Below are 13,545 nucleotides of genomic sequence, written 5' to 3'. Positions count from 1 at the left end.
AGCGCGAATTCCACTCCGTCCCCCGCGCGTCCAAACGGCGCGCCACGCTCTAATGGCTTGCCGCAACCAACTCTTGCCATTACTGCGGGAGAGACTCATTCCACACCGAAGGTAGTGATGGCAAACGCAGCGTCAATGCGCGAAGAGGCGGAAACCATTGCCGTGAAGGCCCTGGGCTTCGTCGCCTCCGATCCGGAGTTGTTGCCCCGCTTTCTGGCAATCACCGGCATAGAGGCGCATTCGATCCGCAAAGCCGCCAGCGAGCCGGGTTTCCTGGCCGGTGTCCTGCAGTTCATTCTCGCCCACGAGCCGACGCTGATGCGCTTTGCCGAGGAAACCGGCACGCCGCCGGCTGCCGTCGGCAAGGCCTTGCGGGCGCTGCCGCTAGGTGGCGACAACCACGAGCATTCCATATGAGCGATGATCCTGAAACCGCGCGCCAGATCGAGCAACTGGTGGCTGACGACCGTCCGCTGCTGGTGCTTGACGTCGACGACGTCTTGCTCGAATTCATCCGCCCGTTTCCGAATTTTCTCAGGGCGCGCGGCTATGACCTCACGCTGGCTTCCTTTCAGCTGACCGGCAACATCGCCGAAACGGCGAGCGGCCGCCTGATCGAACAGCCTGAAGTCACCGCACTTCTGGGTGACTTCTTCGACGCGCAGGCCGACTGGCAGAGCATCACGGAAGGTGCTGCGGAAGCCTTGGCAGGGCTTGGCGACCGCGCGGAAATCATCTTGCTTACGGCTATGCCGCATAGACACCGAGCCGTACGCCGCGCCCATCTCGATGCCCTCGGAGTGAGCTACCCGCTTCTGACCACTGAAATGGCCAAGGGGCCGGCGGTGGCCAAGCTTCGCGGCAAGACCGGCCGGCCGGTGGTCTTCGTCGACGATCAGCCGCGCAATCTGGCGTCGGTACACGATGCGGTCGCCGATGCCGAGCTGTTCCACTTGATGGCCGACAATTCGCTGCGCGCATTCCTGCCGCCCGTACCGGACGACGTCATCGTCGTCCAGGATTGGCGTGAAGCCGCCCCGAAGATCACGAACGCGCTTGGGCTCTAAAGCCCCGGCCCTCATGGCTTCAGTTTCGCGCCTGCCCCGCCGCTGTCGTCTCCGCTGTCATCGTCCCCGCCGTCACCATCATCCACACTGTCGTCGACGGCCGGATCGGCGGGCTTCAGCATGACGCCGTTGACGGTAACCGAACCATCGGCCTTGGCGTTGACGACCCATTCCAGCCGGCCATCGGGCAGTGCCTTGCCAAAACCTTTCGCCATGAGCGCAACGGGCACATATTGCGCCACCTCCGGTTCCGACTTTGCCGCCTCCTGCAGGCCTTCGATCATCTTGTCGAAGCCGGTGACATCGACCGTCACGTTTCCTTCGGGCTTTTCGCCGGGGAACGTCATCTCGCCCTCCAGCGCGATCTCCGTGTCCTTGTTCTTCACGGTGCTGTGGCCGAGCACGACCTTCGGCGTCTTGGCCATGAAGTCGGCTTTGAGCTGCTCGCCGAATTCAGGCGACAGCGGCGGATCCTGATTAAGATCAAAGGCTTCGATTGCCTTCTTCGCCATGCTGTCGAGATCGATATTGGCGCCGCCGAAGGTCAGGTCGATATCGGTGGGCATCAGCGCGACGCTCCAACTCGGCAGAAGCTGCGGCGGCACGGTCAGCCCCGATGCCTTGATGCCATAGGTGATTTTACCGCTCTGGGCGACACCGTCGGTGCCGAACACGGTGGAGAGCTGGGTGGCGCCGAAATTGCCGACCGGGCTTTCCACCGCGAAATCCTTGAAGCCGTAGGTTCCCTCCACACGGTCCCAAAGCGGCAATGCGGCGCGCAGAAGCGATTTGAGTTGCGCCTGGTTGGCCTTCAGCGTTGCCTCGTTCTCATTGGCCACCGCAAAGGCCAGGAGATCAAGCAACGGCTTTGTCCGCACGCCCTTGCCGCTGGCTTCAACCGACAGTTCCGGCGACCTGATGGTGACCGGGAATTTCAGCCCGCTCTCGGGATCGTCGAAATTGATCGCCTCGACAAAACTCGACACCTTTTGCGAGCTTGTGAAATCGACGCCGCCGGTCGCGGACTTGCTCGCGGCAATAGTCGCGGTGCCGGCCCCAGTGCTGGCTTCCATATGCTGCTTGGTATCCTTCGATGCCATCGTCATGCCGGCGAAGGAGCTGGTGCCGCTGGTAAAAGCCGCCAGATTGGGATCGTAGACGCCCGAACCCTTGCCGTCCTTGATCGAAAACCGCGTGCTTTGCAGCCCCTCGGGCCCGTTGAACTCGAAGGAAGCGCTTTGCGAAAAGTCCATCGAGACATCCCAGGACCCATCGCTGCGCGGTTTGACCATCAGCGCATAGGGCGCGAAGTCGAATTTCACCAGCTTCTGGTCCGGAAACGATCCGGCAAGTGCCTTGAAATCAAACAGGATCTTGTAGGCATCGCCTTCGAGCGAAACCTTCACAATGCCTTTGTCGATCGCCTGCTTGCCGACATAGCGGGACAAGTCGTCGGACAATTGCTTCGCACCCTGGCTGTCGACGGTCTGACCGAAAGCAGGTGCACTCAACGCAAGGAGGAAAACGAATGGCAGGGCACGGTTCACGCGAATTCTCCGTTTTGGCGTAATGCATGTACCCAAAAGTGGGCCCCGGTTTTGGGAGAATGACATGCATAAACAAACAACCTAAAGCGCATGCGCTTTAGAAGGAACGTCCGTCTGGTATGAAATTACCGCTGCAACCGCAAGGTGAGATCGACCAAGCCACCCCGCGGAACGCCTCATCAAAGCACCAGTCGCATTAGTGGCCGACCCGCCTTGCGTTCCACAAGCCTCTCGAAACCGGCCTTCTCGAAGACTCGCGACGAGCCGACGAACAGGCCGATCGAACGCGAATCGCGAGACAGGTCTATCGGGCAGGCCTCGACCAGCCGGGCGCCGTTCTGGCGGGCGAAATCGATGCCGCCTTCGACCAGGCGGTGCGTTATACCCCTGCCGCGCGCCTTGCTGCGAATGAAGAAGCAGGAGATCGCCCAGACGACCGGATCCGCGGCGTCGGCGGGATCGACCGGCGCCGACCCCCTGCCCTGATTGTTCCATTCGGGTACGTCGGCGCGTGGCCCGATCTGCATCCAGCCGACCGCCTGACCGTCCTCGAATGCCAGCAGACCCGGCGGCGGGCCGGCTTCGATGCGCGCCTTGATGTGATCTTTGTTGCGTTCCCGGCTGCTTTCGCGGCGCACCGCCGAGGCCAGCCGGAAATGCGTGCACCAACAGCCGTAGCAGGCGCCCTGCTTGCCGAAGAGGTCCTCGAATTCAGCCCAAAGCTCGGGCGCAAGCGGCGCTATGGTCGTCCTCATGCGTTCTCCCCAGGCCAGCCTTGTCGCTGGCCTTGCACTGTCGTACCATTGCTTCTGTTCTCTTTATGTTCGCAGCGATGGCGGCCCCTGTCAACAATCCCGATCACGGTTTTTGCCGCGACTGCCTGATATTTCAGCGCAGTGAGACGCGCCGCTGCGAGCGCTGCGGCAGCCCCCGGCTTGCGCGTCATCCCGAGCTTTACCGGCTGCATCTGGCCCATATCGATTGCGATGCCTTCTACGCGGCGATCGAGAAGCGCGACAATCCGGCGCTCAAGGACAAGCCGTTGATCATCGGCGGCGGCAAGCGCGGCGTTGTCTCCACCGCTTGCTACATTGCCCGCATCCAGGGCGTGCGCTCGGCCATGCCGATGTTCAAGGCGCTCGAAGCCTGCCCCGAGGCGGTCGTCATCAGCCCCAACATGGAAAAATACGTGCGTGTCGGCCGCGAGGTGCGCGCCATGATGCAGGCCCTGACGCCGCTGGTCGAGCCGCTGTCGATCGACGAGGCATTTCTCGACCTCGCCGGCACCGAACGGCTGCACGGCCTGCCGCCGGCGGTGGTGCTGGCACGCTTTGCGTTGGCGGTCGAGAAGGAGATCGGCATCACCGTTTCGGCCGGCCTGTCCTATTGCAAGTTCCTCGCCAAGATAGCCTCCGACTTCCGCAAGCCGCGCGGCTTCTCGGTTATCGGCGAGGCCGAGGCGGTCGGCTTCCTGGCGGTGCAGCCGGTGACCATGATCTGGGGCGTCGGCAAGGCGTTCAACGCCACGCTGGAGCGCGACGGCATCCGCACCATCGGCCAGCTTCAGAAAATGGATCGTGGCGACCTGATGCGCCGCTACGGCACGATGGGCGACCGGCTCTACCGGCTTTCGCGTGGCGAGGACGTCCGTCGCGTCGACCCCGACCAGGACGCCAAGAGCGTATCGGCCGAAACCACCTTCGACACCGACATCGCTTCGCTGGAAGAGCTGGTCGCGGTGCTGAGGGGCCTTTCGGAAAAGGTCTCGGCGCGGCTGAAGAAATCCGGCATTGCCGGGCGCACCGTGGTGCTGAAGCTGAAGACCCAGGATTTCAAGCTGCGCACCCGTAACCGCCAGCTCGGCGACCCGACCCGGCTCGCCGACCGCATCTTTCAGACCGGAGTGGAGCTTCTGCGCAAGGAAACCGATGGCACGAAATATCGGCTGCTCGGCATCGGCGTCAGCGATCTCTCGGACGACGACAAGGCCGATCCGCCCGATCTGGTCGACGTCCAGTCGCGCAAGCGCGCCATGGCCGAAGGCGCCATCGATGCCCTGCGCGACAAGTTCGGCCGCAAGGCGGTGGAAACCGGCTACACATTCGGCAAGGGCCGTGATGCCCACCCGCCGGAGCCCCTTGAGGAGTGACGCCGCATATCGCTGTGTTGAGTTTCAACTGCGCTGCAGGTCTATCCTGCTCGTCACCACGCTCTTGCCGGTTTTCGGATCGGTGTCGATGACAGTCAGCCGCATGCCGTTCTCGCCGCGTTTCTCGACCCTCATCTGTGCCCTTCGGTCACCATTGACCTCCTTGGCCCAGCGGATGCCGAGATTGATCGCGTTGCCGGAGCGGCTGCCGTTGAGTTGCGCCGGCCCGGTACGAGAACCGACATAGGTGCCGCTATATTTGGCACCGCTGGCTTTCAGATCCGCGCTGATGGCGCGCGTCACCACAATCAGTCCGCGGCACTTGCCGTCGAGCGACAATGAGGTCGACGTCGCGTTCGACTTGAAGTTACAAGACACATTCACCGTTGGCGCGTCCGTGGTCACCTTGACGATACCCTTGCCGGCGAAATCGCCCCTGAACGACTGGAGAAATTTGGCCTCGTCGGCATGCGCGGCGCCTGCCGCAACCAACAGACATCCAGCAAGGCCGAATTGCGCGAATAATCTCATCGAAACTCTCCTTGTCGATCTCGAAAAAGGTGGGACAGTTCACAACGCAGGCACGGCTGGCTACCCGGGCTCAACGCCCCTTGCCGTTTGAGGTTCCGCCCGCAACATGACTGTTTTGCAACATCCAGCCTGTTGCGACTGGCCCAGAAGAATGCAGCGGCTAGCGATTGCGGCAGAAGCCTTGGCCTGCGACACAGCCGGCATGGTACCTACCCCCTCGATTCCAAAGGCCGCGTTCTGGATGGCGCTGTCGATCGCCTCGTTCCTGGCGATGTCGGTCGCCGGCCGCGCCACGACGGCCGAGCTCAACGTCTTCCAGGTGCTGGAGCTGCGCTCGGTGATCGGTTTTTTGATCCTCCTGCCGCTAGTGATGATGAGCGGCGGCTTTCCAGCCATGCGCACGCGGCGCCCCGTCGCTCATATCGGCCGCAACGTCATCCACTATACCGGCCAGGCGGCCTGGCTCTACGCGCTGACGCTGATCCCGCTGGCCGTGCTGATCTCGATCGAATTCACCACACCGATCTGGACGGCTATTCTGGCGGTGGCTTTTCTCGGCGAAAGGCTCTCGCGACCAAAGCTTGCGGCGATCGTGCTGGGACTGATCGGCGTGGTGATCATCGTGCGTCCTGGTGTCTCCTCGGTCGATCCGGGACACCTCGTCGTGCTCGGTGCCGCGGTCTGCTTCGGTATCTCCGTGGTCATGGTCAAGTCGCTGACGCGGACGGACAGCGTCGTGCGCATCATCTTCTGGATGCTGATCATCCAGTCGGTGGTCGGCCTCGTTCCGGCGCTCTATACGTGGCGCAATCCGCCGCTGGAGCTGTGGCCCTGGATCGTGCTGATCGCCTTCACCGGCATGTCGTCGCATTTCTGCATGGCCCGCGCGCTTGGCTATGCCGACGCGACCGTCATTTCGCCGATGGATTTCCTGCGCGTGCCGCTATCGGCGCTGATCGGCTGGCTGCTCTATCAGGAGCAGATCGACGCCTTCACCGCTGGAGGCGCGCTGCTGATCCTGGCCGGCAACCTGCTCAACCTACAGCGAAGGACGATAAGGCCGGCCGACGTGGCGGCGTCGTAACACCCCGCTGGTCAGTTTCCTCGTCGGGTATGTTTGAGAAGATGGCCGCTTGGAACCGCAAAGCGGCCGGCGTGCGCCCATGATAGAGCTTGCGCAGCCTGTCGCGCAGGCGCGTCATTGCCGGACTCTCTTGCAACCCTTCTTGTCCGCCGCTTTCATGACGATTGTGATGGCGTCCGCGGCGGGAACCGACCGGCGGACTGCCAGCCCGAAAGTGCGGTGGTCACACCAGTTCCACTTCGACCACGCCCGGCACCGCTCGCATCGCCGAGGCGATCTGTGGGGAGATCCGGTAGCGGTTCGGCAGCTCGATCTCGATCTCCCCCTCGCCTTCTTCCTTGATCAAAACGAAGCTCACCTGGCCTTCGCCCCTGACTGCAAGCTGTCCAGCCAGCGTGTTGATCGGCGAGGCGTTGCGCACGAAAATGCGCAGCGCCTTCTGGACGCGGCTTGCCTCGTCCTCCAGCGATTGTACCGAGTTGATGCGCAAATTGACGCCTTCCGGCCTGTCCTCGGCCGCAACGGTGATAACGACGGAGCGGCCGGCCTCGAGCAGGTCGCGATACTGCGCCAGTCCTTCCGAAAACAGCACGGCTTCGTATTGGCCGGACGTATCGGAAAAGGCGATAACGCCCATCTTGTTGCCGGTACGCGTCTTGCGCTCCTGCTTGGATGTTACCGTGCCGGCCAGACGGCCGGCGGCGGCACCGCGCTTGACCGCCGCCGAAAACTCGGCCCACGTCTGCACCCGCATCTTCTGCAGGGCCGCCTTGTACTCGTCGAGCGGGTGCGCCGAGAGATAGAAGCCGACCACCTGGAATTCACGGTGCAGCCGGTCGGCGGCGAGCCATGGCTCCGTCGCCGGCAGATTAAGTGCCTGCGACTGGGCGCCGAGTGAGGCTCCGAAAATGTCATGCTGTCCGGAAACCGCGTTCTGCTGCGCCAGCGACGCCAGCCCCATCATGCGTTCCACGCCCGCCATCATCGACGCGCGGTCGTGACCGAAGCAGTCGAGCGCGCCGGCCATGATCAGGCTTTCGAAGACGCGCTTGCCGACGATTTTCGGATCGACCCGCTCGCAGAAATCGGCGAGGTTCTTGAACGGCTTTTCGCCACGCTGGGCAACGATGTGCTCCACCGCCGCGTCGCCGACGCCCTTGAGCGCGGCCAGCGAATAGTAGATGCGGTTCTCACCGACCTCGAACGGACGAAAACTCGATATCACCGACGGCGCCAGAACCTCGATGCCGAGGCGCAGCGCATCCTGACGGAAATCGGCAAGCTTGTCGGTGTTGCCCATGTCGAGCGTCATCGACGCCGCCAGGAACTCGACCGGATAATGCGCCTTGAGATAGGCGGTCTGATACGAGACGACCGCGTAGGCGGCGGCGTGCGACTTGTTGAAACCATAGTCGGCGAACTTCGCCAGCAGGTCGAAAATGAAGTCGGCTTGCGGCTTGCCGACGCCGCGCTCGACCGCGCCCGAGACGAAGCGCTCGCGCTGCTTGTCCATCTCGGCGCGGATCTTCTTGCCCATGGCGCGGCGCAGCAGGTCGGCTTCGCCGAGCGAGTAGCCGGCAAGTTCCTGCGCGATCTGCATCACCTGTTCCTGGTAGACGATGACGCCTTGCGTCTCCTTCACCAGATGATCGATCTTGGGATGGATCGACGCCATCTCCTCCTCGCCATGCTTGCGGGCGTTGTAGGTCGGTATGTTCTCCATCGGCCCCGGCCGGTAGAGTGCGACCAGGGCGATGATGTCCTCGATGCAGTCGGGCCGCATGCCGATCAGCGCCTTGCGCATACCGGCACTTTCCACCTGGAACACGCCGACCACTTCGCCGCGCGACAGCATGGCATAGGTCTCGGGGTCGTCGAGCGGAATGGTCGCCAGGTCGATCTCGATGCCGCGCCGACGGATCAGCTTCACCGCCGTCTCCAGCACGGTCAGCGTCTTCAGGCCGAGAAAGTCGAATTTCACCAGCCCGGCCTGCTCGACATATTTCATGTTGAACTGGGTGACCGGCATGTCCGAGCGCGGATCGCGGTACATCGGCACCAGCTCCGACAACGGCCGGTCGCCGATGACGATGCCGGCGGCGTGCGTGGAGGCATGCCGGTAGAGGCCTTCCAGCTTCTGCGCCATGTCGAGCAGCGTCTGGACGATCGGCTCCCTCTCGGCCTCTTCGGCGAAGCGCGGCTCGTTGGCGATGGCGTCGGCGAGCTTGACCGGATTGGCCGGGTTCTGCGGCACCATCTTGGAGAGCTTGTCGACTTGGCCATAGGGCATCTGCAGCACACGGCCGACGTCGCGCAGCACGGCGCGAGCCTGCAAGGTACCGAAGGTGATGATCTGGCCGACCTGGTCGCGACCGTATTTCTGCTGGACGTAGCGGATGACTTCCTCGCGGCGATCCTGGCAGAAGTCGATGTCGAAGTCGGGCATCGACACGCGGTCGGGATTGAGGAAGCGCTCGAACAGAAGGGAGAAGCGCAACGGATCGATGTCGGTGATGGTCGTCGAATAGGCAACCAGAGAGCCTGCGCCCGAACCACGGCCGGGTCCGACCGGAATGCCCTGTGCCTTTGCCCATTTGATGAAGTCGGCAACGATCAGGAAATAGCCGGGAAACTTCATCTTGGTGATGATGTCGAGCTCGAAATTCAACCGCTCGCGATATTGCTCGACCGTGTAGCCCGCAGTCGGGCCATGCGCGGCCAGCCGCGCATCGAGCCCCTCATGCGCCTGACGGGCCAGCTCGTCGGCTTCCGCCTGCACGGCGGCGTCATTGTCGGCGACATCGCCGCCGGTGAAGCGCGGCAGGATCGGATTGCGGTTCTTCGGATAGTAGGAACAGCGAAGTGCGATCTCGACGGTGTTGTCGATCGCTTCCGGCAGATCGGCGAACAGCCGCGCCATATCGGCCTGGCTGCGCAGGAAATTGTCCGGCGACAGCCGGCGGCGATTGTCGGCGGCAACGACAGAGCCCTCGGCGATGGCGATCAGCGCGTCATGCGCGTCATAATCGTCGCGCGCCGAGAAGAACGCCTCGTTGGTGGCGACCAGCGGCAATTCATGGGCATAGGCAAGATCGATCGAGGATTTCTCGATCACCCGATCATAACCCGAAACCCGGTCCAGCTCGACATAAAGCCGGTCGCCGAACATCGACTTGAGGGTCAAAAGCCGTGCCTCGGCCAGATCGCGGCGATCTTCCTTGAGCGCGATGCCGATCGGTCCGCGCGGCCCGCCGCTGAGGCAGATCAACCCGTCACAATAGCCTTGCATCATTTCGGTGGTCAGGTGCACGGCCTCGCGTGGCGGCGTTTCGAGGTAGACGCGGCTGACCAGCCTGACCAGATTGGAATAGCCGGCCTCGGTCGCGGCAAGCAGGACCACCGGCCGCATGTCAGGGCCTTGCCGCCTGCGGTCGCGCTGGCCATCGCTGTTTTCGCCGGAAAATGCGAGCGCGGTCTGGCAGCCGATGATCGGCTGGATGCCCTCCTTCACCGCCTTCTGTGCGAATTCCAGCGCGCCGAACAGATTGTTGGTGTCGGTGACGGCAATGGCGGGAGCTCCGTCCTTGACCGCGTGGGCGACCACCGTGCCGATCTGCAAGGCGCCTTCCAGCAGCGAATAGGCCGAATGCACACGCAGATGGACGAAGGGCCGTGCCGGCGCCTCCGGCCGCGCTGCCGCTATCGCGGCTTCGCGCTTCAGGGGATCGCGGGGAAGTCTGTCATCTGCCATGGTTTTTCGCGCTGCCCGAAGGACTTGAGTCGGTGGAGATGTATTGTCCGGGACCCGACGATACCAGTCCAGCACAAACCACCGCTGACAACAGGCTTGCCGCCCCCTGCCAAAAGGTCTGTTGAGATTCAGGCGAATTCCATGATCACCGCGTCCACGGCCAGGCTGTCGCCCGGCTTGGCGTTGAGTTTGGAGACGACAAGGTCGCGTTCGGCGCGCAGCACGTTTTCCATCTTCATCGCCTCGACCACCGCCAGCGTCTCGCCGGTCTTCACTTCCTGGCCTACGGCAACGGCAATCGACACGACAAGGCCAGGCATCGGGCAAAGCAGCAGTTTCGACGTGTCCGGCGCCACCTGCTCCGGCATCAGCCTTTCAAGCTCGGCGGTGCGCGGCAGCATGGCGCGCGCGGTCACCGACATGCCCTTCCAGGCGATGCGAAAGCCATTGGCAACCGGCCTGATCTGAGCGGCAACCTTGCGCTTACCGACCGTGCCGCGCCAAATCAGGTCGCCCGGCCGCCAGTCGGATGCGACGGTTAGCGCCTTGCCGCCCTCGATCGACAGATCGACTTCCATCGGGATGGAAATCATGCCCTCGACGATCGACGCCGACAGATAGTCATCGCCGATCTTCACCACCCAGTCGCGCTTCAGCGCTCCCGAATGCGGCGCCAACCGCCCGCCCAGCCGGTCGAGCCGGTCGCGGCGCAGCAGTTCCACCGCGGTCGCGATCGACGCCAGCACGGCTTTCTCATCGTTATCAGGCACGACAGGCGCGAAGCCGTCGGGATATTCCTCTGATATGAAAGCGGTCGATATCTGCCCTTCCCGCCAGCGCGGATGCTGCATCAGCGCCGCCAGGAACGGGATGTTGTGTTCGATGCCGTCGACGACGAAGCTGTCGAGCGCTTCCGACATGGCATCGATGGCTTCCAGACGTGTCGGCGCCCATGTGCACAGCTTGGCGAGCATTGGATCGTAGAACATCGAGATTTCCGAGCCTTCGGTGACGCCGGTGTCGTTGCGGATGACGACATCGCCGAATTGTCCTTCCTCCGGCGGCCGATAGCGCGTCAGCCGGCCGATCGAGGGCAGGAAATTGCGGTACGGGTCTTCGGCATAGAGCCGGCTTTCCACCGCCCAGCCATTCAGCTTGACGTCGCCTTGCTTGATGGCGAGCTTTTCGCCGGCCGCTATGCGGATCATCTGCTCGACCAGATCGATGCCGGTGACGAGCTCCGTCACCGGGTGCTCGACCTGCAATCGTGTATTCATTTCAAGGAAATAGAAGTTCTTGTCCTTGTCGACGATGAACTCGACCGTGCCGGCGCTCTGATAGTCGACGGCCCTGGCCAGCGCCACGGACTGCTCACCCATGGCCTTGCGCGTCTTGGCGTCGAGGAACGGCGACGGCGCCTCTTCGGCGACCTTCTGGTTGCGGCGCTGGATCGAGCATTCGCGCTCGCCGAGATAGAGCGCGTTGCCATGCGCGTCGGCCAGCACCTGGATTTCGATATGGCGCGGATCGACAACGAATTTCTCGATGAAGACGCGATCATCACCGAACGAACTCTTGGCTTCCGAGCGCGCCCGGTCGAAGCCGTTGCGCACTTCCGAATGGTCCCAGGCGATGCGCATGCCCTTGCCGCCGCCGCCGGCCGAAGCCTTGATCATCACGGGATAGCCGATCTCGCCGGCGATCTTTTCGGCATGGTCGGCATTCTCGATGACGCCGAGCCAGCCCGGCACGGTGGAAACCTTGGCGGCGTTGGCGAACTTCTTCGATTCGATCTTGTCGCCCATCGCCTTGATCGCCTTGGGCTTCGGGCCGATGAAAACGATGCCTTCAGCTTCCAGCGCCTCACAGAAGGCCGCCCGCTCGGACAGGAACCCGTAGCCGGGATGCACGGCCTGAGCGCCCGTCTCCTTGCAGGCGGCGATGATCTTTTCAGGCACCAAGTAGCTCTGAGCCGCGGGCGAAGGCCCGATATGCACCGCCTCGTCGGCCATCTCCACATGCACGGCATCGCGATCGGCGTCGGAATAGACGGCGACCGTGGCAATGCCCATCTTGCGCGCCGTTCTGATGACACGGCAGGCAATCTCGCCACGATTGGCGATCAGAATCTTGGTGAACATGCGGAATGTCATCCCTCGGGTCGGCCGTTCCTTTTATGGCCTGTGCTTGCAGGGTCAAGCCGACCATGCAAATCACTGCCTTTCAATCGATTTGCGATTCCAATTCATCGCTGTGGCCCAGCCCAGGCACCAGCTTCCAGTTGATCGTGTCGATGAAACCTGAAACCTTGGAAAAAAATTCGCATTGGAGGAAGCCTGATGAAAACCCGCGCCGCAGTCGCCGTCGCCGCCGGAAAGCCGCTGGAAATCATGGAGGTCGACCTCGACGGTCCGCGCGAGGGCGAGGTGCTGGTCGAGATCAAGGCGACCGGCATCTGCCATACCGACGAATTCACGCTGTCTGGCGCCGATCCCGAAGGCCTGTTTCCGGCGATCCTCGGCCATGAGGGTGCCGGCATCGTCGTCGATGTCGGCAAGGGCGTCACCTCGGTCAAGAAGGGCGATCACGTCATCCCGCTCTACACACCGGAATGCCGCCAGTGCCCGTCCTGCCTGTCGCGAAAAACCAACCTGTGCACGGCGATCCGCGCCACGCAGGGTCAGGGGCTGATGCCCGACGGCTCGTCGCGCTTCTCGATCGGCAAGGACAAGATCTTTCATTACATGGGCTGTTCGACCTTCTCCAACTTCACCGTGCTGCCCGAGATCGCGCTGGCCAAGGTCAACCCGGACGCGCCCTTCGACAAGATCTGCTACATCGGCTGCGGCGTCACCACCGGCATCGGTGCTGTCATCAACACCGCCAAGGTCGAGATCGGCGCGACGGCGATAGTCTTCGGTCTCGGAGGCATTGGCTTGAATGTCATCCAGGGCCTGAAGCTCGCAGGCGCCGACATGATCATCGGCGTCGATTTGAACAACGACAAGAAGGCCTGGGGCGAGAGATTCGGCATGACGCATTTCGTCAACCCGAAGGAGATCGACGGCGATGTCGTGCCTCATCTCGTCAACATGACCAAGCGCGGCGCCGACCAGATCGGCGGCGCCGACTACACGTTCGACTGCACCGGCAACACCAAGGTGATGCGCCAGGCGCTCGAAGCCTCGCATCGCGGCTGGGGCAAGTCCGTCGTCATCGGCGTTGCCGGTGCCGGCCAGGAAATCTCGACGCGGCCGTTCCAGCTGGTCACCGGCCGCACCTGGATGGGCACTGCCTTCGGCGGCGCGCGCGGCCGCACCGACGTGCCGAGGATCGTCGACTGGTACATGGACGGCAAGATCCAGATCGACCCGATGATCACCCACACGTTGAAGCTCGAGGACATCAACAAGGGT

10 protein-coding genes are annotated in these 13,545 nt (G+C 62.9%); 5 read left to right on the top strand and 5 right to left on the bottom strand.

Translation table 11 applies throughout. From position 1 onward, the window contains the following. The first annotated feature begins 117 nt into the window (after positions 1–117). Both NKH03_RS18645 and NKH03_RS18640 read left to right on the top strand, forming a co-directional pair. Positions 118–417 (top strand): DUF3572 domain-containing protein, encoded by a 300-nt coding sequence (locus NKH03_RS18645; protein ID WP_352873444.1) that lies wholly within the window; start codon positions 118–120, stop codon positions 415–417. Next, entirely contained in the window at positions 414–1,067 is a 654-nt protein-coding gene (locus tag NKH03_RS18640; protein WP_352969724.1) for a hypothetical protein, read from the top strand. Before NKH03_RS18645 ends, NKH03_RS18640 begins: the two co-directional genes overlap by 4 nt. 11 nt (positions 1,068–1,078) lie before the next feature. Here the strand turns inward: NKH03_RS18640 and NKH03_RS18635 are convergent, their stop codons facing one another. Both NKH03_RS18635 and NKH03_RS18630 read right to left on the bottom strand, forming a co-directional pair. Continuing rightward, entirely contained in the window at positions 1,079–2,614 is a 1,536-nt protein-coding gene (locus tag NKH03_RS18635; protein ID WP_352969722.1) for a hypothetical protein, read from the bottom strand. A gap of 179 nt (positions 2,615–2,793) precedes the next feature. Next, positions 2,794–3,369, bottom strand: a complete 576-nt coding sequence (locus tag NKH03_RS18630; RefSeq protein ID WP_352969721.1) for a GNAT family N-acetyltransferase — start codon at positions 3,367–3,369, stop codon at positions 2,794–2,796. 65 nt (positions 3,370–3,434) lie between these two features. On the opposite strand from NKH03_RS18630, the gene NKH03_RS18625 reads away from it, so the two are divergent. Further along, complete coding sequence (locus tag NKH03_RS18625; protein WP_352969720.1) at positions 3,435–4,763, top strand: DNA polymerase IV; 1,329 nt, start codon at positions 3,435–3,437, stop codon at positions 4,761–4,763. A gap of 24 nt (positions 4,764–4,787) precedes the next feature. On the opposite strand, the gene NKH03_RS18620 is transcribed toward NKH03_RS18625, so the two are convergent. Continuing rightward, the gene (locus NKH03_RS18620) at positions 4,788–5,294 is read right to left on the bottom strand and encodes a hypothetical protein (RefSeq protein WP_352969718.1); all 507 of its coding nucleotides are present in this window, start codon (positions 5,292–5,294) and stop codon (positions 4,788–4,790) included. 202 nt (positions 5,295–5,496) lie between these two features. Between NKH03_RS18620 and NKH03_RS18615 the strand changes: the two genes are divergently transcribed. Continuing rightward, complete coding sequence (locus tag NKH03_RS18615) at positions 5,497–6,378, top strand: DMT family transporter (RefSeq protein ID WP_352969717.1); 882 nt, start codon at positions 5,497–5,499, stop codon at positions 6,376–6,378. 223 nt (positions 6,379–6,601) lie between these two features. Here NKH03_RS18615 and dnaE read toward each other — a convergent pair whose 3' ends face one another. Next, positions 6,602–10,129 (bottom strand): DNA polymerase III subunit alpha, encoded by a 3,528-nt coding sequence (gene dnaE / locus NKH03_RS18610; RefSeq protein ID WP_352969715.1) that lies wholly within the window; start codon positions 10,127–10,129, stop codon positions 6,602–6,604. Positions 10,130–10,257: 128 nt separating this feature from the next. Then, positions 10,258–12,270 carry an acetyl-CoA carboxylase biotin carboxylase subunit gene (locus NKH03_RS18605; RefSeq protein WP_352969713.1) on the bottom strand — a complete coding sequence of 671 codons (2,013 nt, stop codon included), beginning with the start codon at positions 12,268–12,270 and terminating at the stop codon, positions 10,258–10,260. 198 nt (positions 12,271–12,468) lie between these two features. On the opposite strand from NKH03_RS18605, the gene NKH03_RS18600 reads away from it, so the two are divergent. Further along, positions 12,469–13,545, top strand: a 1,077-nt coding sequence (locus NKH03_RS18600; protein WP_352969711.1) for an S-(hydroxymethyl)glutathione dehydrogenase/class III alcohol dehydrogenase, incomplete at its 3' end; no start/stop codon positions are given.

This window comes from Mesorhizobium sp. M1406 (assembly GCF_040317555.1).
In the GTDB taxonomy this organism is placed as follows: Bacteria; Pseudomonadota; Alphaproteobacteria; order Rhizobiales; family Rhizobiaceae; genus Mesorhizobium.
The sequence above is the reverse complement of the archived record's forward strand: the minus strand, read 5'-3'. Positions and strand labels throughout refer to the sequence as shown.

Bases quoted from the DNA above. Each gene is read 5' to 3' on its own strand.
- dnaE (WP_352969715.1), bottom strand. From the start codon at position 10,129: ATGGCAGATGACAGACTTCCCCGCGATCCCCTGAAGCGCGAAGCCGCG.
- NKH03_RS18645 (WP_352873444.1), top strand. From the start codon at position 118: ATGGCAAACGCAGCGTCAATGCGCGAAGAGGCGGAAACCATTGCCGTG.
- NKH03_RS18620 (WP_352969718.1), bottom strand. From the start codon at position 5,294: ATGAGATTATTCGCGCAATTCGGCCTTGCTGGATGTCTGTTGGTTGCG.
- NKH03_RS18625 (WP_352969720.1), top strand. From the start codon at position 3,435: ATGTTCGCAGCGATGGCGGCCCCTGTCAACAATCCCGATCACGGTTTT.
- NKH03_RS18630 (WP_352969721.1), bottom strand. From the start codon at position 3,369: ATGAGGACGACCATAGCGCCGCTTGCGCCCGAGCTTTGGGCTGAATTC.
- NKH03_RS18640 (WP_352969724.1), top strand. From the start codon at position 414: ATGAGCGATGATCCTGAAACCGCGCGCCAGATCGAGCAACTGGTGGCT.
- NKH03_RS18605 (WP_352969713.1), bottom strand. From the start codon at position 12,270: ATGTTCACCAAGATTCTGATCGCCAATCGTGGCGAGATTGCCTGCCGT.
- NKH03_RS18615 (WP_352969717.1), top strand. From the start codon at position 5,497: ATGGTACCTACCCCCTCGATTCCAAAGGCCGCGTTCTGGATGGCGCTG.